At 68.3% G+C, this 19,554-nt stretch carries 19 protein-coding genes; 17 read left to right on the forward strand and 2 right to left on the reverse strand.

What is annotated here, in order from left to right; all coding sequences use genetic code 11:
• Positions 1-110 precede the first annotated feature (110 nt).
• Both Vau01_RS59225 and Vau01_RS59230 read left to right on the forward strand, forming a co-directional pair.
• Positions 111-2,618: a type IV secretion system DNA-binding domain-containing protein gene (locus Vau01_RS59225; protein WP_204012758.1), complete on the forward strand. Its 2,508-nt coding sequence runs from the start codon at positions 111-113 to the stop codon at positions 2,616-2,618.
• Positions 2,619-2,728: 110 nt separating this feature from the next.
• Positions 2,729-3,751, forward strand: coding sequence for a replication-relaxation family protein (locus tag Vau01_RS59230; protein WP_204012762.1), 1,023 nt, complete (start codon positions 2,729-2,731; stop codon positions 3,749-3,751).
• 496 nt (positions 3,752-4,247) lie between these two features.
• Here the strand turns inward: Vau01_RS59230 and Vau01_RS59235 are convergent, their stop codons facing one another.
• On the reverse strand, positions 4,248-4,802 hold the full coding sequence (locus tag Vau01_RS59235; RefSeq protein ID WP_204012765.1) for an SMI1/KNR4 family protein: 555 nt from the start codon (positions 4,800-4,802) through the stop codon (positions 4,248-4,250).
• A 612-nt stretch (positions 4,803-5,414) separates the two neighbouring features.
• Here Vau01_RS59235 and Vau01_RS59240 point away from each other — a divergent pair.
• The 8 genes from Vau01_RS59240 (at position 5,415) to Vau01_RS59275 (ending at position 12,130) form a co-directional block, all read left to right on the forward strand.
• Positions 5,415-6,113 (forward strand): hypothetical protein, encoded by a 699-nt coding sequence (locus Vau01_RS59240; protein WP_204012767.1) that lies wholly within the window; start codon positions 5,415-5,417, stop codon positions 6,111-6,113.
• Positions 6,058-6,807: a hypothetical protein gene (locus Vau01_RS59245; RefSeq protein ID WP_204012770.1), complete on the forward strand. Its 750-nt coding sequence runs from the start codon at positions 6,058-6,060 to the stop codon at positions 6,805-6,807. The genes Vau01_RS59240 and Vau01_RS59245 overlap by 56 nt, the downstream gene beginning before the upstream one ends.
• Before the next feature lie 21 nt (positions 6,808-6,828).
• Complete coding sequence (locus tag Vau01_RS59250) at positions 6,829-7,404, forward strand: hypothetical protein (RefSeq protein ID WP_204012773.1); 576 nt, start codon at positions 6,829-6,831, stop codon at positions 7,402-7,404.
• Positions 7,405-7,957: 553 nt separating this feature from the next.
• On the forward strand, positions 7,958-9,163 hold the full coding sequence (locus Vau01_RS59255; RefSeq protein WP_308440539.1) for a Rossmann-fold NAD(P)-binding domain-containing protein: 1,206 nt from the start codon (positions 7,958-7,960) through the stop codon (positions 9,161-9,163).
• A 196-nt stretch (positions 9,164-9,359) separates the two neighbouring features.
• Positions 9,360-10,709, forward strand: coding sequence for a hypothetical protein (locus tag Vau01_RS59260; protein WP_204012776.1), 1,350 nt, complete (start codon positions 9,360-9,362; stop codon positions 10,707-10,709).
• A 222-nt stretch (positions 10,710-10,931) separates the two neighbouring features.
• Positions 10,932-11,207 carry a hypothetical protein gene (locus Vau01_RS59265; protein ID WP_204012778.1) on the forward strand — a complete coding sequence of 92 codons (276 nt, stop codon included), beginning with the start codon at positions 10,932-10,934 and terminating at the stop codon, positions 11,205-11,207.
• 99 nt (positions 11,208-11,306) lie between these two features.
• A complete protein-coding gene (locus Vau01_RS59270; protein WP_204012780.1) occupies positions 11,307-11,495 on the forward strand; it encodes a hypothetical protein in 189 nt (62 codons plus the stop codon).
• A gap of 143 nt (positions 11,496-11,638) precedes the next feature.
• Positions 11,639-12,130 (forward strand): hypothetical protein, encoded by a 492-nt coding sequence (locus Vau01_RS59275; protein WP_204012782.1) that lies wholly within the window; start codon positions 11,639-11,641, stop codon positions 12,128-12,130.
• A 359-nt stretch (positions 12,131-12,489) separates the two neighbouring features.
• Here Vau01_RS59275 and Vau01_RS59280 read toward each other — a convergent pair whose 3' ends face one another.
• On the reverse strand, positions 12,490-13,197 hold the full coding sequence (locus Vau01_RS59280; protein ID WP_204012784.1) for a DUF2971 domain-containing protein: 708 nt from the start codon (positions 13,195-13,197) through the stop codon (positions 12,490-12,492).
• Positions 13,198-13,729: 532 nt separating this feature from the next.
• Between Vau01_RS59280 and Vau01_RS59285 the strand changes: the two genes are divergently transcribed.
• From Vau01_RS59285 to Vau01_RS59315, 7 genes are all read left to right on the forward strand, one after another.
• Entirely contained in the window at positions 13,730-14,317 is a 588-nt protein-coding gene (locus Vau01_RS59285; protein WP_204012786.1) for a hypothetical protein, read from the forward strand.
• A 95-nt stretch (positions 14,318-14,412) separates the two neighbouring features.
• The gene (locus tag Vau01_RS59290) at positions 14,413-14,694 is read left to right on the forward strand and encodes a DUF5983 family protein (protein ID WP_204012788.1); all 282 of its coding nucleotides are present in this window, start codon (positions 14,413-14,415) and stop codon (positions 14,692-14,694) included.
• A 163-nt stretch (positions 14,695-14,857) separates the two neighbouring features.
• Positions 14,858-15,457 (forward strand): hypothetical protein, encoded by a 600-nt coding sequence (locus Vau01_RS59295; protein ID WP_204012790.1) that lies wholly within the window; start codon positions 14,858-14,860, stop codon positions 15,455-15,457.
• Positions 15,458-15,691: 234 nt separating this feature from the next.
• Complete coding sequence (locus Vau01_RS59300) at positions 15,692-16,723, forward strand: DUF4192 domain-containing protein (protein WP_204012792.1); 1,032 nt, start codon at positions 15,692-15,694, stop codon at positions 16,721-16,723.
• Between the two features lie 118 nt (positions 16,724-16,841).
• Positions 16,842-17,867 (forward strand): hypothetical protein, encoded by a 1,026-nt coding sequence (locus Vau01_RS59305; RefSeq protein ID WP_204012794.1) that lies wholly within the window; start codon positions 16,842-16,844, stop codon positions 17,865-17,867.
• Positions 17,864-18,658 carry a hypothetical protein gene (locus Vau01_RS59310; protein ID WP_204012796.1) on the forward strand — a complete coding sequence of 265 codons (795 nt, stop codon included), beginning with the start codon at positions 17,864-17,866 and terminating at the stop codon, positions 18,656-18,658. The genes Vau01_RS59305 and Vau01_RS59310 overlap by 4 nt, the downstream gene beginning before the upstream one ends.
• A 100-nt stretch (positions 18,659-18,758) precedes the next feature.
• Positions 18,759-19,517, forward strand: coding sequence for a GGDEF domain-containing protein (locus tag Vau01_RS59315; RefSeq protein ID WP_204012798.1), 759 nt, complete (start codon positions 18,759-18,761; stop codon positions 19,515-19,517).
• Positions 19,518-19,554: the final 37 nt, after the last annotated feature.

The following is a 19,554-nucleotide window of genomic DNA, read 5'->3' on the forward strand; positions in this document are numbered from 1 at the left end:
CGACCGCCGCGCCGTCCCGGCTCGAAACCGCCACCGAGCCGGCCGGTCCGGACCGCGGTGCCCCCGACGACGACGCCCTGTTCTGACACCACCGAGACTGGGAGGACCCGATGCCCGCGCACGTCACACCTTCCCCGGAGCCGGGCCTACCGCCGCCGGCCGGGCCGGCGCAACTGGTCGACCACGTCACCTCCTGGATCCGGCAACGGCCCTGGCTGGCGCTTGTTGCGGTGACTGCTCTGGTCGCCTGGTTAGTGGTCTCCTCGATTGCGGCGCGGCGTCGGCAGTTGCGGATGGCCCACGGCGCACAGCAAATCATCGTCACCACTCCGCCGCAGGTTGAGCCGGCCGGTGCCGCCCAGTTCTGGATGACCGTTTACGGCACCCTGCACCGGGTCTGGTGGCGGCGACTGCTGGCCGGCACACCGCACCTGGCCTACGAATACCGGTGGACCGGCCGAGCCCTGACCATCGTGGTCTGGGTCCCCGGCACCGTGCCCGTACCGGCGCTTGCCGCAGCCGCCCGGGCCGCCTGGCCCGCGGCCACCGTCACCACCCAGGCCGCCACCGCCCCCATTCCCGACACTGTGACCGCCGCCGACGGCGGTGCGTTGCTGCCGGTGCTGGCCGAGGCGTATCCGCTGCGTACCGACCACGCCACCGACCCGCTGCGCCAGGTCATCGGCGCCGGTACCGGGCTGCACCACCACGAATACGCCTGCGTGCAGATCCTCGCCCGCCCTGCCACACCGCGGAGGGTGGCCCGGCTACGACGAGCCTCTGTGCGGCTCCGCGCCCCCGCTGGGGCGGTACATGGCCTGCTCGACCTCGCCACCCCCGGATTGTCCGGGACCAGGCCGCGGACACCGGCAGCGGCGCCGTCGCGGCTCGACCCGGCCGGTGAACGGGACCTGCGGGCCAGCATCGACAAGGCCACCGGCGGCCCGCACTGGGAAGCATCCATCCGGTATGCGGCAGCCACCGGCAGCAGCCGCGGCGCCGACAGCGACAACCTCGCGGTGCGACTGTCTGGCATCGCCGGTCGCCTCGCCGGCGCCTACTCCGTGTACACCGGACCCAACCGGCTCCGCCGGGTCCGTGTGCGTCACCCGGTGGCGATGCTCGCCGGCCGCCGGCTGAGCCACGGCTTCCTGCTGTCCACACCGGAGTTGGCCGCTCTGGCCGGGTTGCCGGCCGACGTCGCCGTACCCGGTCTCGCCCGCGCCCGGGCCAAAGCCGTCCCCGCCCCGGTGCAGATACCGACCGGCGGTCGGAACACGGTGCCGCTCGGCCGTGCCGTCGTCGGCGGACATGCTGTCGCCCTGCCCGTGGTCGACGGCCGCTACCACTGCCATCTCATCGGCTCCACCGGCTCGGGCAAGACCACCGTTCAGCTGAACCTGGCCCTCTCCCACGTCAACGCCGGCCGTGGTGTCGTGGTGATCGACCCGAAAGGTGACCTCGTCACCGACATCCTTGACCGGTTGCCGTTCGAGGCCGCCGACCGGCTCGTCCTGCTGGACCCGGAACAGGATCCGCCACCGGCGTTCAACCCGCTCGAAGGCGACGACGACGACCTGGTCGTCGACAACATCGTCTCCATCTTCGGGAAGATCTTCTCCCAGCACTGGGGGCCGCGGATCGACGACATCCTGCGCTCGGCGCTGTTGACGCTGATGGGTCGCGCCCACCCGATGCTCACCATGGTCCCGCCACTGCTGACCGACAAGCAGGGCCGCGCCGCGGTCACCGCCGACCTGCACGACCCCGCCGGGCTCGGCGGATTCTGGACCTGGTTCGACTCTCTCCCCGAAGGCGTACGGGCTCAGGCCAGCGGACCCGTCCTGGGCCGGCTGCGCAAGATGCTCACCCGCAAGTTCGTCCGCCGGGTGGTCGGCCAACCCACCTCGTCGTTCAGCATGTCCGACATCCTCGACGGCAGCATCCTGCTCTGCCGCCTGCCCAAAGGTGTCCTCGGCGACGAGACCGCCCGGCTCCTCGGTTCGTTCGTCGTCGCCTCGGTCTGGCAGGCCGCCACCGCCCGCAGCAAACAACCCGAAGCCACCCGCCGCGACGCCGTCCTCATCGTCGACGAGTGTCAGAACTTCCTGAATTTGCCGCGCTCCATCGACGAAATCTGCGCCGAAGCCCGTGGCTACCACCTCGGCCTCGTCCTGGCCCACCAGGACCTCACCCAACTGCCACGCGAGACCGCAGCGGCGATCTCGGCGAACTGCCGCAACAAGATCGTGTTCAACTGCTCGCCCGAAGACGCCCGCGTCCTGGCCCGCCACACCTGGCCCGAAATGGACGAGCACGACCTGTCCCACCTCGACCGGTACACCGCCGCCGCTCGCCTCGTCATCGACGGCGCGGAAACCTCGGCATTCAGCCTCGTCACCAACCCGCCACCCGACATCGTCGGCCACACGCTGGAAATCCGGGCCCGCTGCGCGCAGCTGACCCAGGCCAAACTCCCCACCACCCAGCCCGCAAACGCCCAACGAGCCGGACTGCCCGCAGACGGCAGCCAACGCCGGCGCCGCCCCGCCCCCGGCGACCGGGACCGCAGCGGGCAAGGCCCGACCCTCCGGTCCGTTCCTCCGCGGCACAGGTAGCAGCAGCCCCGACCGCGGGATCCACGATCGGGTCGGCAGCCGGGTCGGTCACACACCGCCGACCCCACCGCCAACCCCGGCAGCGGTGAACCAGCAGCAAGGAGCAGCCGATGAGCGAACCGCGTCCACCGCGACATCCCCCTGCGGGGAAATCCCCGGCGCTGTCAACCGGCGCGTCGCCGGCATCGCGGTCGACATCGCTTCGCTCCGCCTCCGCATCGCCGGTGTCGGCCGCCTCGCAGCCGGCCGCGCTGGACGTGCTGGCGGTCCAGTCCCGGCTCACCGCCCGGGACCGGACGATCATCGACTGGCTCGACCGGCACGGGGTCCTGACAACCGGACAGATCACCGGCGCGCTGTTCAGCAGCCCCGTCACCGCCAGCCATCGCCTGGCGAAGCTGCGCGCGATGGCCGTCGTCGACCGGTTCCGCCACCCGGCACCCGCCGGCGGATTCGGGCCCTGGCACTGGGTGATCGGACTCCTCGGCGCCCGGATCGCTGCCGCCAGCCGCGGCGCCAAGCCGCCCACACGCGCCGCGCTGCAAGCGCGGCATGACAAGCTGACGGTCAGCCCAAAGCTGCCGCATCTGTTGGGCACCAACCAGTTCTTCATCAACCTCTACGTGCACACCCTGTCGCACCCGCATACCCGGCTCGTGCGGTGGTGGTCCGAGCGCGACACCGCCCGCCGGTACAACGCACGCATCCACCCAGACGGGCACGCGCTGTGGCGCGACCAGGACATCGTCATCGGCATATTCGTCGAGTACGACCGTGGCACCGAAGACCTGTGGCGGCTGGTGCGCAAACTCGCCGCGTACGACCAGATCGCCGCCGAAGGGGGCGTCTGCTACCCGGTGTTGTTCTGGCTGCACAGCACCCGCCGAGAGGCCGCCCTGCACGCCGAGTTCGCCCGCCGCCGCCCAATCGGCCCCGTGCCCGTGGCCACCGCCGTGCATGACCCGGCGGGGCCGGGGCCGGCCGGCTCTGTGTGGGCCCTGGTCGGCGCGCCTGAGCCTCGGCGTTGCCTCGCGGAGCTCCCCTTCGATCACGGCGATCCGCTCCAACTCGCCCCCAACCTGTGCGACCCTGACCTCGATCCTGAGCTCGGGCAAGATCTGCAAGCCGGTTAACACCGGACTCGGCAGACGACCACCGCATTTGACAGCCCGGTGGTTCTGTTCACGAGTCGCCGCCAGACGTCGCTGAATTCGCGCGTCCGTCGAGACTTGCCGATCTAGATGTCGCGAATTCGGCCCACCGTTGGCCCAGCGGCGGCGCCTGTCGTGGAGACGGCACTCCGCTCACGCAATCGTCGTGATCGCCGCGGAAGCCGCACAGCTCGCATGGTTGCCGACGCAGGTGCGAAGACGTTCCTGTTCACCAGCTTGCGGCGGCTCAGTCGAAGTCAGCCGGCCTACTCACCAAACGAGTTCATTCAGCTGGCGGGATCAGGCGGAAGTTCACGAAGCTGGACGCCCTGCTGCAGCAAGGGCTGTTGACACCGGCCGAGTTCGAGGCGTAGAGAGCGAGACTCCCACGGCATGGCAGCACGACATGATGATTTCAGGCCCGCAACTTGCCAGTACAGCCACGGGCATAGTCGCCGCGTGGTGACATCCTCGAGGATCACTCCCAGTCTAGGTATCCATCCTCGTCAATGACGGGTACCAGTCCGGCGAACTGGCTGCCTGACTGCAGAGCAGTCGCGATCCCTGGGACGATCGTTGCGAGGTTGGGCCAGGACGGCCGCAGTCGGCTGCGCCCTTCGGTCGGGTCGAAGTGGAAGACCTGCCCGGTGATGTGCGGTCCGTGGTCTACGACCAGTTCGAATCCGGTGTAGTCGGAGGCTACTGGGATCCAGGTCGGTTCCCACCAACCCTGCATGTCTTCTTCGTCACGGATCTGGGTCGCAAGCGTTGTGAGTCGTTGCCACGTTCCAGCTATCTGGGTGGTGCTGTTGATCGGAAAGCCGGGGCTCAAAGGGAAGCCTCGGTCGTGGCGGCCGCTGCCGTTATGCCATCGGAGCAGTGCTGTCACGTCCGGGTGAAGCTGGAGACCGACGGTGTTCTCCAGCGCCGCGATGTGGTCTGGACCGGCTGGTGGACCCAGATCGGCGAAGGTCGCGGGTGCGTGGTGGCGTAGCCATTCGTCGATTTGGTTGAGGTTGTCGTCGATCGCCACCTGTGTGCCATCCCGCCTAGTGTCTGAACTGTTCGCAAAGCCCAAGGCGCGGCCGGCTTGATCGTGGTGCCCGGGCGCGCCCATTACTGCTGCGGTTACTGCCCCGCGCACTACCGTAGCGTCGACGGTTCCTGCGAGAGGCACGACGAGGTCGCTCCCAAGGCAACGGACCTCTCTTGACACTCGGAGATGTAACCACCCCGGATCCCGCTCTCTCCGCAGTTTCACACGAAATCACATGCGGTCACACCAGCGCTGTGGAGCTGGAATTTGCCGGCCGTCGCTTCTACCGTCGAAGGCTCACAACCCTTTCCCGATAAGCGCCACCCTGGCACGCCCGCTCGCGCAGCGCATGGGCACGTCGGCGCCGTACACAGGCCCACCCGCCACCTCCGGCCGGTCGGCCGCGGCACCACTCCGACGCCCCCCTTCTACGCCGCCCGCATCCGCCGACCTGCCCCACGCGCCGGACCGATCCGGTGCACACCACAGCCCAACACATGGGCACCCCGGCACAGGATCACCTGTGTCTCCACTCCAACGCCCGTCCTGGGCACCTGTCGCAACTCCGCGCCCGGCGCCGCTGCGCGCTCGACATCACCGGAGGACCACGTGATCATCGTTGAACCCGACGGAGAGCCGACTCACGTATCGGCATCCACCGGCTGGCCAGATGGCTGCGCCGTCGCCCACAAGCATCGCCTGTATTGGTCGTCCCGCGCCCGTCGCGCCGCGTCACGTCTGCGTGAAGCGCTGACCGGGCTCAGCATCCGTGCCGTCTCGGCACCGCTCCGCCTGTCCTGGCGACTAGACGTCACAGTCGGAGTCGACGCCGAAATCGACGCCGCCGACGGCGATTCGGCGCGAGCCGCCCTCCAGCGGTTCCTCCACGCCCCACAGACCCGCATCGTCATGTACGCCCCCGACCGCGGACCGACCGGCTGGCGCGAACTGGCCAACGGATCCGTGGACAAGATCCACCCGATCGTCGCCGAACCCGACGACATTTACGATCCGCCGACCATCTGGATGGTCAGCACCACCGTCACGTCCAGCATGACTGCGGCCCCACACGACGCCGCTCACGTCGACCGTGACAGCGACGTCGACATCACACCGTTCGTCGTCCCGTCGCCGATCCGCCACGTCATCGCCAGCAATCAGACAATCCGGCGAACCCCTGTGCGCCGGATCCCCCACCCGGTAGCAGCGGCGCCGATGTCGCTGCCGCACATGCCTGCCTTGGAGGTCGTTGATGTACGTCAACCTGACGCCGCACCCGCTTCACATTTACCCGCTCGACACGCCTGACCGCATTGAACCCGGCAGCGTCGCCGCGGCGCGGATCATTCCGCCATCGTCGGCGCATCCGCCTGCACGGCTTGGCCAGACCGTCCTCGACTCCTGCTTTCGCCACGACGGCATCGTGGTCGAAGACGTCGCGTTCGGCCCCGAGGCCGGGCACACCGCCGCCCTGCCGGATCCAGTGGCCGGGACCTGGTACATCGAGTCACTGGTCGTCGGCCTCAGCGCCTCCACACGCGACGACCTACTCGTCCCACACGCGTACGTACGCGACCTGGAGGGCTCCATCATCGGACCTCGCAAGCTTGCCCGCCCCAGCCGATTCCTTCGGCCAGAACCAACGGCCGAAGCCTCGGCACAGCCGACCGCCATCGCGATGGATCCGCTGACCGATCCCATCCATGGCCCGTACACCGACGCTGATCGCGACGACCTGTTCATCGAGGTCCTACCGGACCGGTGGGGCCGAAACTTCGTTTGCGCGACGTCGCGATCGACCGGAATCCAGGACGCCATCGGAACCCGCTGGGGGCGACGCCGTGCCACCACGGCCGCTCGCCGATACGCCGCCCGATGGCAGCTCCAGTTCGGTCCGCCCGCCCCGCCGGCACCCGCCTTTGACGCCAGCTTGTTGACGGAGAGCCGGACTCTGCACACCGACGACGAGAGACGACTCCGTGACGACAAATCAACTCTCTGACAACAAGAAGGGAGCCATGCGATGGCGACTCATCAACCCAGCGAACACGACCACATCACTCTGGACAGCGGTGACGCCGAGCCAGTCGGACTGCTGTACGTCGGTGACGTGCAGGCTCTGCGTCGCGCCGAGACCGTCGCGTTCCACAGTGGCGACGGGAGCTCGTGGATCGACGCCGGGCTGTTCTCGGCGCCGGTCGGGATACCGCGGATCTACACCGCGACGGAACAACGGCTGTTCCCCGACGCCGATGCGCTCGACCGGCGTCGCCGGATCCCGGTCGTTGGCGACATCGCCGGCTTCGACGAGCGGCAACGCTGGCATGAACACCACCTCCCCACCGCGACGGCGTACGCCACAATCGGGGCCGCCCGGCTCGACGAGGTGTGGCGCTCGATCTCCGCATTCGTGCGCGTCGGCGACATGGTCCGCCTGCACTGGCGCGCCGACAACACCAGCGACGGACTCGTCGATCCCGAGTGGCACCGCGACGAGTTGAGCATCGGAGTCCACCGCGGCCGACGCCGGTGGATGTTCCTCCTCGACGTCCAGATCCGTCCCGACCCGGCTCGGATGATCACCCGAACGCCGACCTGACTCCACCCCCGGCGCGGCCCACCAGGCGCGCCGCACACATCAGCCCCTTGGCCACACCACGACGGTGTGGCCGTTTCCATATGGAGGTAACGATCATGAGAGACCGAAGAGCAACCGGGACAACCCGGCCGGTCGACTGGAGCCGGTTCGACACTGCCGTTCACCGGGCGGCTCAGGCCAACTGTCGGCACGTGATTGCCTGCGCTGTCGATGCCGCCACGCGCCAAGCCGTGGCTGAAGACATCGACTACGCGCGCCGGGTCGGCGACGTCCGCGTACTGCCGCTACTGATCGCCCGACTCGGCGGACCCTCCACCCTGGCTCCGGTCCAGCCCTCGCCCGACGAGCCGGTCGGGAAGAACGACACAGACGGTGCGGCTCGTGTGTAGCCGCGCCACGCACCGATCACCAGGCTGACCGTCCGCTCCGGACGGCACCGCCGTCTCACGGCCGCTGCCCGGCCCACCTCGCGTCGCGTTCACGCACACACGCCCGGGCACGGCTACAAGGCCGCGCCCGGGCTCGACTCCGTTGTCACGGAAGGAGCCCATCCATGGGCCTGATGCATCAACCCACCGACCTTGCCGCCAAGCAGGAGCTCAGTCCGGACCATCCCCCCTCAGCCGCCATCGCGCCGGCGACGGGATCTCAGCCTCACATCGCGGTGGTCGGCGGATCGCTGACCGGGCCGGTGCTCGCGCTGCTGCTGTTGCAGGCCGGCCTGGAGAACGTCGCCGTCTATGAGGCCAACCCGGATCTGGCCGCCGCGACCGGTGGCGTGCTCTCGTTGGAGCACACCGCACTGGACGTGCTGGACCGCCTCGACATCCCTCAGCACGAGTACGTGAAGGAGGGGTTCGAGACCATCACCCAGTTCCGTGGCTACGGCCCGGCCGGTGGGCGGCGTCGGCAGCGGACCTATCCGGGCCGGTTCACCACGTGGACCCTGCTGCACCGTGCCCTGGCGGCTCGGCTGCCGGCCGAGGTGGCCCACCACGGACGGCGGATCAGCGCGATGACCGCCGAGGCGGGCCGGCCGGTGCTGCACTTCAAGGACGGCGACCGGGCATCGGCCGACCTGGTGGCGTTCTGCGACGGCCGCTCGTCGGTCGGCCGGCGACTGCTGGACCCCGCACGACCGCTGCACTACGCCGGGTACGTCGCCCACCGTGGTACCGCCACCGTCCGGCCGGCCGACCTGCACGACTTTCAGCGCTGGGAGCCGTGCCCCGGCGTGCAGTTCAATATCGCGCCGGTCCCCGGCGGCGCCGACTGGATCTTCTTCCTCAACGCCACCGCCGTCCAGTACACCGCCTGGTTCGGTGCCCCACCACGCCAGCGGGCCTTCGCTACCGCACAGCACGTCAGCCCGGCCGCCCGAGCCTACGTCGACCAGCAGGCCGCCACGCACCTGCCGGCGCCGCTCGCCGACCTGGTCCACAGCACCGCCGGCCGGGCGGCAGCGCCGGTGCTGGACATCGCCCCGCCCACCGGCATGGCCTGGCCCATCGGCGATGGATACGCCTGCCTACTCGGCGACGCCCTAGCGCCGCCCCGCGCACACACCGCACGCGGAGCCGTCAACGGCATCGAACAAGCCGACGGCCTCGCCGCCGCACTGCGCCAGCACATCCACCACGGCGCCGACCTGACCGGCGCACTGCTCGGATGGCGGCGCCGACACCTGCTCACCGCAGTCGACACCGTCCGGCAGGGACCGGTCATCGGCGCCCGGCTCGGCCTCGGCACCGCGTCGTAGCCGCTGCCTCTCACGGCCTGCTGACATCGCCGCGGCGCGCCCTGCACTGAAGGAATCACGGTAGTCAGCGCATCTGCACCACCGCACAGCACATCCGCAAGCATCCCGGGTCAGGACCAGCCCCACGCCACAACCCGGGAGCGACCCGGACTCGCGTGTGGTTGGTCCGGCCCGGCCACTGTGGCTGGAGGAAGCCATGTTCGAGCCGTCCACACAGATCGCGTCCATTCTCACCGCCATCGCATCGAACCCGAACGCCGGTGCGGGAATGCGATTGACACAGCAGCGAGAGTCCGAATTCGCAAGCCCGGTGCAGGCACAGCTTGCCGGTATCGCCGCGGACCCACAGGATCGCACGGTCGCCGACCGGGTCCTGGACGCCTCCTGGTCCGACGCAGCCGGCCAGCTGGCGCTGCTGCGCGCCACCGGCACCGACCGCGAGGTCATCATCGGTAGCGGGTTCCACGCCGCTGTGTACTGCGCGGTCCGCGTCTTGAGCGGATATCCGAAGCCACTCGTCCTCGAGCGTGGTCCGCGCATCGGCGGTGCCTTCGCCGTCACCGATTGGCCCACCTTCTACCTCAACTCCCGCAACCGGAGGGGATCCGCGGGCCTTGCCGGCGACCACGGGGCGAGCCTGAACTACCTGCCTGGCGCGCCGATCCAGGCGGCGAACCTGTCCATGTCGGAGTACCAGACGAACACGGACATGGCGTTTCTCATCCGGCTGACGTTGGCGCAGTTCGCCGATGTGGTGTCCAATGCACGGGTTGTGTCGGTGATCGGTACCGGCGCCGCGGTGCAGATCGAGATCACCGACCGCGACCCGCTATTCGCCGGACGGGTGATCGACGCGCGAGGCCTCGGTGACCCGTCCGGTCAGGACGTCGCCAACGGCTCCACGATTCTCACCTTCGACCAGTTCATGCGGCGCATGGCCGGTGTGTGGCCCCTGCGTGGGCTACGGCGCGTCGCAGTCATCGGCGGCGGCGACTCGGCCAAGTGCGCCGTCGAGTCGTTGCTGGGCATCGCGCCACAACCGCCGATGGCCACCGCCGCGCTGGACAGCGTGGACCGTATCGACTGGTACTCGTACGAGGTTCCGATCACCTGCAAGCAGTGGCGCCGGGAGAGCCGTGGCCGCTACCAGGCAATCGGTCGCTACCTCCGGCCGGACCGGATGGGCGTGCGTCGGCTCACCGTGATCGGCGCCCGGCCACAGCCCATCGCGCTGCCCGGCCTGGGCCTCATCGAGGGCCGCACCTACGACCTTGTCATCGTCTGCACCGGAAACCGAGAGACGACCATCGACGGACTCGCCTTCGACTCGTTCACCGAGTACGGAACCCCGGACAGGACAGTCGTCGCACGCAAGCACGAGAACATGCCCGTGTTCCGCATCGGACCCCATGCACGACTGCCATTCACGCCGCAGGAGCGCGTGAGCGGAATCGCGAACATCCCGGCCAACGCGGTCGCGATGTTCCGGACCGCAACCAAGACAGCCGCGTTGGCGGCGACCCTTCCCGCCGTGACCCAGGGCTGACGCAACCCCCGCAATCGCGCCGACGAGCTACGGTCTGGGGCCGGTAACCCGGACCCTCCAACCATTCAAATCGATCCCTCCGGGACCTGATCGGCCGCGCGCCGTCCCCGGGATCACCCCGGATGGCGCGCGGCCCAGCGGTGTCCCGGCGAGTCCTCGTGAAGGAGGACCCGTGCGCCGCACGGGACCAACCTTCTACCTCGCGATCGCGCAGGCGTCGCGATGACCACGACCGATACCACCACTGCCAGCGCTGGGCGCGATCCGGTGACGTTCGCCGAGCACGAGGTGCTCGACGCGCTCAACTACGCCGCGAACGACATTCTCGACGCGGTCGACGCCGGCGACGAAGGGCTGCGCGACGACATCAACCTCATGGTCAACGCGACCATCGCGTACCTGCGCGGCGACGCTTCCGACCTGGACGACGTCGCTGAACGCAGCTACGGCGAGAAACTCGACACCATCCTCGACTGGATCCGGGCGGCGACCCGATGACCTGGTGGGACGAGCAGTCCGACGAACGCCGTACCGCACTGGCCGAGGCCCTCAAGACGGAGCGGGGTCGGCGGGTATCTGCGGTACGCCGACGGGTCGGTGGGTTTCGTCGCCTGGCTCCTGGTCGCCGACCGGACCTGCGTGCGTCATCTCGGCGTGTCCATCTTCGACCTGTCGGACTGGGCATGGCGCGACGCCTACGACGCCGGTGATCCACCAGGCGCGGCGGTCCGCGAGACTGTGGCGGCCGACGACATGTTCGGGACGCTGCTCGGCGGAACGAAATGACCCTCCAGAGGATGCTGCACGTCGTTCAGTACTCCGGCGGTATTGGCTCGCGGGCCGTTGCGACGCACGTGGTGCCTGTCGGGCCAGCGCGAGACGCCAGGTTTGATGTCACGAGATTGCTAACAGTCACCATACTGAGAGTCATGGCAACGTCACCTGAAGATCCGGTCCCCATCCCCGCGCCCCGCAATGGCATCTGCCGAAGCTGCGGCGGCTCCGGCTACGCGGACGACGGACCGCGTCGCACGACCTGCCCCAACTGCGGCATGGAGCTCGGTCCCCGCATGCGGTACTCGGTCCACGGCACCGACAGTGCCGACGTGATCAAGGTTATGAAGGAGATCGAGCGGCAGCGGCTCGCCACCCAGAGTCCATGGCGCGCCGGGCTGTTCTACCTGACTTGCCTCTCCGTCGTGACTGCCCTAGTGCTGGTCGTGGCGCGACTTGTCGATTGGTGGATTTTGCCGATCGTTATGGTCACGGCTCTAGTCTCCGTGGTGGTCCTCGGCGCCCTGCAACTGCGACAGGACGGAAAGATCACCGAGCGGGGTCTGATCAGTTTGATCGCCGCGTCGTTCAGGACGGCAAAGTCCGTTCTGCCGCAGTCACAGGGCACGCCGCCCCCGCAGATCTGACGCAGGAAGTTGTCGGCACCTCAGGTCGTCGTCGAACTCGGCGCTAGGGTAGTCATACCCCCTCCGCGATGACGCTCAGTATGTGAACCCCCGAGACGAGGCAGCCGCCTATCGCGGGTCGAGCGCCCCACACTACCGATGGCCGCTTGAGCTGCGGATAGACCGGGGCTGCGTTGGCTTACTACACCAGTCAGGCTTAGCTGGCGCGAGGCGACCGCACGCTCTGTCTCATGAGACACCTAGATTATGGAAAACGGCGGCATCGGCAGCTGGGCGGCGACTCAGCGGGTCATTGCCGGCCACGGTGCCTCGAACTTGGTCCCGCTCATGCGAAATGCCTAGTCACTGTGGAAGACCGGCTAGTAAATTGGATCGCTTGCTAGGTCAGAGTGTTGCACCGTCCATCCGAAACCATATTGATCCACGAGGCGCCTGATCACTTTCAAGAACCACCCTGGCGCCTCCGGTGAAACGAAGACCTGCTCAAAAGCCTTCGACAGGTCAACCTTCTCGCGAAGGAACGTGGGCGTGTCCTGCACGTCCAGCATAGCGACCATTAGCCTGTACTCCTGTTCGTGCTGGAAACTGAGGCGCTTGTGCATATACGGCAATAGAAGGTTCCGCTCGGAGATAAACTGCACCGAATAGTCGGTGTATTCGACAGGAAATCCGTGGACCTTCTGATCGCCCACTAGGCCGGCAAGCAGGTCGGCCTTCCTAGCCTTGACCGCTATGCCGCGACCTTCACGGTCATAAACGCTCCACATTGCGGCGGACTCTGAATCGGCAATATGCCAGCAATTCAGAAATACATGCGTTCGCGCATAGGATGCAATCCGAGGGAATTGGTCTTCCATAGTCGCGTAGTGCTCGCCGTAGATATCTGGACGAAGCGCAGTGTTGGTCGGACCATATGCCCCTTCCCACTTGTCCTGCATTTGATCGACCCGCGCCAGGTGCAATTCCGACGTCTGAAGTAGGTCGACGAAGCGCGCAAGATCCATGTATCGCCAGAGGGTTGCGTCGTCGCTAAGGGTGTCTTCCAGGTCCGGATGAGTCTCGTGCACGGGTAAAAAATACAGCAATCCGCTCGGAAGGGGGAAAGCTACCCATACGGGTGACGCACTTACCTCGCCGCAATCCGCGCGTCCTCGGCTCCCGCTGGTAGCCCAGCGAGGGTCATGGACACAACGTTGTTGCGACGGCTGGTGTGCTGGTGCACGAACTACGCCTGCTGCCGCAAGGACTTCGTCTGTAGAGCGACAACAGCGATGACTGTCGAACCGTGGTAGTCGGCGACGATCAGAACGAATCACCAGCCCGTCTCTCGTAGCGCCGCCGTGCAGCCCAGACGAACCAGGACGGAGCACGCTCTGTGCCCACCGGCTGACTTCGGTCACCACCGCGGTCGGCGGCCATGCTCATCGAGCGTGCGTCCCCTCCGTTGGCGCCGGTGTCTCAGGAGACATCCAGATTCTGGAGAACGGCGGCATCGGTAGCTGGGCAGCGACTCAACGGGTCATCGCCGCACACGGCACCGCGAACCTGGTCCTGCTGATCGCGGACACCCGGGTCGAAGATCCGGACCTGTGGCGGTTCGTGCACGACAGCACCGCCCGCATCGGAGTCGACCCGACCCTCGTGGCGGACGGACGGACCCCGTTCGAGGTGTTCCACGACCAGCGGTTCCTGGGAAACTCCCGGCTGGCGCCGTGTTCGGCGATCCTCAAACAGCGTCCGGCCCGGGCCTGGCTGACGGCGCACACGGATCCGGCGGACACGATGCTGTACGTGGGCATCGACTGGTCGGAAGCCCGCCGAACGCCGGCCATCGTCAACGGGTGGTCGCCGTGGCCGGTGCGGTTCCCGATGTGCGAGCCACCCCATCTGTCCAAACAGGACATGCTCGACGCTGCCCGCGCCGCCGGGCTCACCCCACCACGGCTCTACGAGCTGGGGTTCAGCCACAACAACTGTGGAGGCGTGTGCGTCAGGGGTGGGCAGAAGCACTGGCTGAACCTCCTGAACGTCTTTCCTGACAGGTACGCCGAGGCCGAACGCCGCGAGCTGGAGCTCCGCGCCGAACTCGGCGACGTGGCCATCCTCCGCGAACGCCGCGGCGGGGTGACCCGGCCGCTGGCCCTTACCGAGCTTCGCCGCCGGCACGAGGCCGCCGCCATTTCCTGAACCACCGCCTGACCAAACCGTGCCGCGACGCGCCTCGGACCCGCCGGCACTGCCGGGCGGCGACGATCCGGTGCGGCAGTTCCGTAGGAGGCGTCATGCCCAACATTCGTGACCTGCTCGACCTGTCCACCGCCCACCTACCACCGCACGTCTGCGACCGGCTCAGCGCACAGCCAGGCGTGATCGCCTACCACACCATTCACGGCTGGCTGCTCCAGGTACCCGACGACCCCGACCAGGCGTCAACCACCAACTGCGAACCCGTCCCCGACGTGGTGCTCGCCATCCAGCGCTATGCCCGCGCGTTGGGTTGCGACTACGTGTTGTTGGACGGCGAGGCCGACAAGGTCGACCACCTACCGACATGGACCCGGTGACCGGTGACCAATCAGAGCTGACCGGCGTGGCATTCGCGCCGCCGATGGTCCCCGCGTCATGCCGTTACGGCTGCTGCCTGTGGCGGGGTGCGGCCCACCGCCCGGAGTCCCGATCGCCACCCAGCCGGGTGATGTTCGCGCACCGAAAACAAGGAGGAATTACGTGCACCACAACGTCAACGAGTCCGCGAACCGGGACCGGGATTCGCCACCGGCACAGGAGAAGGTCGCGATCCCGCCGATTCCGGTGCGTCTCGCGCACCGTCCCACCCTCGGCGGCCTCGTCGTCCCGTTCATCACCCCACGCACCTACGACGGGCGGTACCTGTTCGGCGGCGTCGACCCGCGGCGGCAAAGGCAATGCCTGATCCGCCGGCTGTGCAGCGTATGTGGAGACGCGCTGCTCGCTCGGCCCGTCGACCGGCTCGTGCTGCTGATGCGGTTGTCCGACCTGCCCTTCCGGCGCACCAGCGAACCCGCCCTGGATCCGGTCTGCGCCGCCTACACCCAAGCCGCCTGCCCGATGGTGGCCGGCCAGCTTTCCAACTACCGGTCCGTCCCGATGCGGCTCGGCGTCGGGATGGCCCCGGCGGCCGACCAAGCCGCCCGGCTCGGCGCGACGGCCGAGCCCTGGTTCGCGGTCTGGCTGCCCCGTTACGACACCGTCATCGAGCCGCGAAACGGGCAACCAGCCGCCTCATACGCAGGTATCCGGCCGCTGCGCATCCGACCCATCACCTGGCGGCACGTTGTGCCGTGGTGACCGGCACCGCCGAGCGGCGCCGCGGCCGCGCGGCTTGTCGCAATGTCGACGCCGAGACGAACCGATCCCTCGCCCGCGACTGAAGGCGAACGTCACGGTGTCGGCGTCCCAACTGACCGTCTGTCACCGGCTACGCCATGTCCTCACCCCGGAAGGCGCAGACATCCGTCGCCGGCTCCAGCGACGACGCGCCAATCGCGCCGGGGTCACACGAAATTCTTGAGGGGAACTGTGATGTCAACAAGCTCCAACCGCCACGTGCTGTGGCTGGACAGTCCGGCCGAGTTGCTCGCCCTGGTTCCGTACGTGATCGGCTACCACCCCACCTCCAGCCTCGTCGTAGTCGCCTTGGCCGACCAGCGCGTGCTCGTCGTCGCCCGCCTTGATCTGCCCACCACCGACGAAGAGACGCAAGAGGTGCTGGCCTCGGTCCACCGTGCCGCCGACGTGGCCAGCGAGGAGGGCGCGACCGCCGCGATTCTGATCGGCTACGGCCCCGACGATCTCGTACGGCCCTGCATCGAGGCGATCACCGACCTGTTGACGCCACGATCGTTGCCCGTCATCGAGGCGCTGCGAGTCGCCGACGGACGGTACTGGTCCTACCGGTGCGACAACCCGGCCTGCTGCCCGCTCGAGGGAGCACCGTTCGACCCATCCACCAGTGCTGCCGCGGCAACTGCGACCGCCGCCGGAATGGTCGCCCTGCCCGACCGCGCGGCGGTGGCCGATCGGCTGGCCCCGGTCACCGGCGACGCCCGCGACGCGATGACCCGGGCCACCGGCGCCGCCATGCACGCCATAATCGATGTTGTCGAGACTTTCGTGCCCAACGCCCCCGAGGACGAGGACACCCGAGCCACGCGCCTCGGGGTAGCGCTGCTGCTGGTCGGGCTCAAGAGCCTGATTCTGGCAGAGAAGTTCTACGAAGCCGGCACGCCCGTCGACGACGTGGATGCCGCGATACTGACCGTGCTACTCACTCTGCCGTCGATACGCGCCGCCGCAGCCCGGCGCACAACCGGACAGCCGTGGGAAATCGACATGTGGGTCGACCTGGTCCGCCGCGCCGAGCCGACCCTCACCGCCGGCCCAGCCACCATTCTCGCCGTGTCCGCGCTCCACGCCGGCGACGGAACTCTCGCCAACCTCGCCGCGGACCGGGCTCTGCAAGCCGACCCGACCGACAACCTCACCAACCAGATAGCCACGGCTGTGGCCGCCGGCGTCGACCCGCGATCGGTCGCCGCGCTGCTGATCAGCTGATAGACACCTCGGCTACCCCGACAAATCAACTCGCCCCGACAGGGACCGCGCCACTGTGCGTCCGCCTGTCCGGCGGGCGCACAGAGCGGTCCTTGGAACATCCGAAGGGAGATCCGCCGTGCGAAGCACCATCAACCAAGCTTTCCGCGAGATGCGCGGTCTGCGTACCACCGACGCCGGCCGGCTACGCGGTGTCCACCTGCGCAACAGCTCACTTCACCCGCCCCACCGAGCGTTGGCCGGCACGCCACAGCCATGGCGCGACCAGCTTCAGGCAGCCATTCAGGCACGCGATGCCGGGACGGTGACGCCGGACAGCCCCGAGTACCTGGTGATCTCCGACGGCGCCGTGATCGCCGTCCTCACCGCGGCCGCCCATGTCGTGATCCCGGACTATCCACTGTCGACACTTCAGGCCAGGCACCAGCGCGCTGCCGCCGACGCGGTCAACGATCTGCACCGGCACACCCTGCGGGACCTGGCCGATCGACGCGCCACCCGCGACGGACGCGACGACGACGTTACAGCGGAATACGAGGCCTACCCAGACGGTGCTCTGCGGGTTGCGGCGCTGCACGACATGACCAACACGCGCTGGGTCCACATCAGCGCCGACCTCGCCCAAACCCGGAACACGGTATGCACGGCGTGCGGCGTGGCCGACCCGCAGCAGGTGGTCATCGTCACCGCCGTTGGATACGGCAAGTACGGCCGGGACCGGCACCGGTTGGACCTGGACCTGTTGGCCACGATGCACGAGATCGCCGACGAGCACCACGTATCGCTCCGGACAGTCGGTGACTGGCTCGACGCCAGTGGCGCCACCACCGCCACCGACATCGAGCCGTGCGCCGTCCGGGAGGAGTTCGCCGCCGCATACATCGGCCCGTTCCAGGACGAACGGGAGTACACCCGGCACCGCATGGCCGAGCTCGGGTGGACCCACGCCATACGCGCCGCCGGAATACCCGCCAGTTACCTCGACATCGGCGCCATCAACCGCGACTGGTTCAGCCGGCAGGTCCGCGGCGTCGAATCCGGGACGTGGGGCCGAATCGAAGTATTCCGCCGCGGCGTCGACCGGGGCGATGAGACCGCGACGGCTGAGCACGACACGCCGCCCTCGGAACGGAGGCAACCGTGAGCGCAAACCCGAACGATTCAACGACACCGGTCCGTCGGGTTCTCGGGTCCGATGACCTTGACCACATCTTCTGTGCGATCCGCGCCGCAACCGGCACCGGGCATCTGCTCAACACCGTCCTCGCCGCCCTGTACGTCGCGCTCACGGGCAAGCCCGGGGACGGCGACGCGGGGATGACCGCCTCCGGCGTCCACCCGGACCGCTACGCCATCCCCACCAGCCAATGGCAAGCCATCACCACAGCGATCACCAACCGGGCACAGGCATGGGGCACCGCCGCCGAGGTCGCTCTGGAACTGGCCATGAACCTGATGCCCACCCAGTACGCCGACCCAGCCGTCCCCGCCCCGAACTTCGCCCTGCCCGACTACCGGCCAAACGAATACCGGCTGACACTCACCCGGGACGCAGTCGACGTCATCTCCGCATGCGAACTCCACCTGGAACGGCTACGCGCCTTCTACGGCCCGGCATCCGACATCTACCAGACCGCGATGCACAGCTGGCACCGCAACCTGACCAGTCTGTTGACCATGAACACCGGCGGTCACACGACCGTTAGCCGTGACGGTGACCTGTCCCTGTTCATTCGCGCAGCAAACGGACTGGTCTTCGCCCTCATCTTCCACGGAGCGACCCGCCGGTGCACCGGTAAGGGCTGCGCAGCACTGATCGACGACGATGGTGCTACGCGCCCGGCCGGGACCGGTGCGGCCGTTCGTGTCCACAAGCACATCCCGACCTACCCGGTCGGCGCGCCGCGCCCGGGCACGTGGACGTTCCACTCGTAGCCGAGGGCCTGCTTCCACAACGCACGGCATTGACCTGGCCCGACATCACGCCGGTCCCCCGCCTGTTCGTTTCCCTCGATGCGCAAGGGAGTAACGCAAAGTGTTCCGCCACATCGGCCGAGCCCGGACGACGCTGGCGTCGGCAATGTTCGGCTACCGCACGCGCACGGTCATCGCCGCCATCGCTGCGGCGACCGTTGGTGCGATCGCCGCCCGGCGCTGGCGGCGACGGGAACTCGACGCCGCGCGCAGCGCCGTCGCCGCTTGGCGGTCCGACGCCCTCCACGACCCGTTGACACACCTACCCAACCGGCGTGCCGCCCTCATCGAAGTCAACGCCCGCCTCTACACAGGCGAACGGTTCCTGTTCGTTCTGGTCGACCTCGACGACTTCAAGGCCGTCAACGACACCTATGGTCACCCCACCGGCGACGACCTCCTCACCGTCGTCGCGGCCCGTCTACGCGCGGCCGTCCCGTCGGACGGGTTGGTCGCCCGGTTGGGTGGCGACGAGTTCCTGGTCCTGTTGACCGACGACGGCGGCGACCCCAGCGCTGCCATCTCGCCGGTGCTGAGCCTCCTCACCGAGCCCGTACAGATCGAGGCGGTAGCCCTGCAACCCCGAGCAAGCGCTGGCGTGGCCCAGCCACCCGCCGGCGCACCGGCGAACTGGCGGTACCTGATCGTCAGGGCTGATCGGGCGTTGTACCGCGCCAAGGCCACCACCGACGGTGTGGCTGTCTACGACTCCAGCCTGGACACCGTCGACGCCAGCGATACTGCGCGGCCACACCATCGCCGCCGCGACCGTCAACGCGGGCCGACTGGCTCCGACGCCATCGGTCCAGACACCGACTGAGCTCATGCGCGTGCCCTCTCCCGGGCATCACGCGCCT

This window comes from Virgisporangium aurantiacum, from assembly GCF_016863635.1.
Classification (GTDB): domain Bacteria; phylum Actinomycetota; class Actinomycetes; order Mycobacteriales; family Micromonosporaceae; genus Virgisporangium; species Virgisporangium aurantiacum.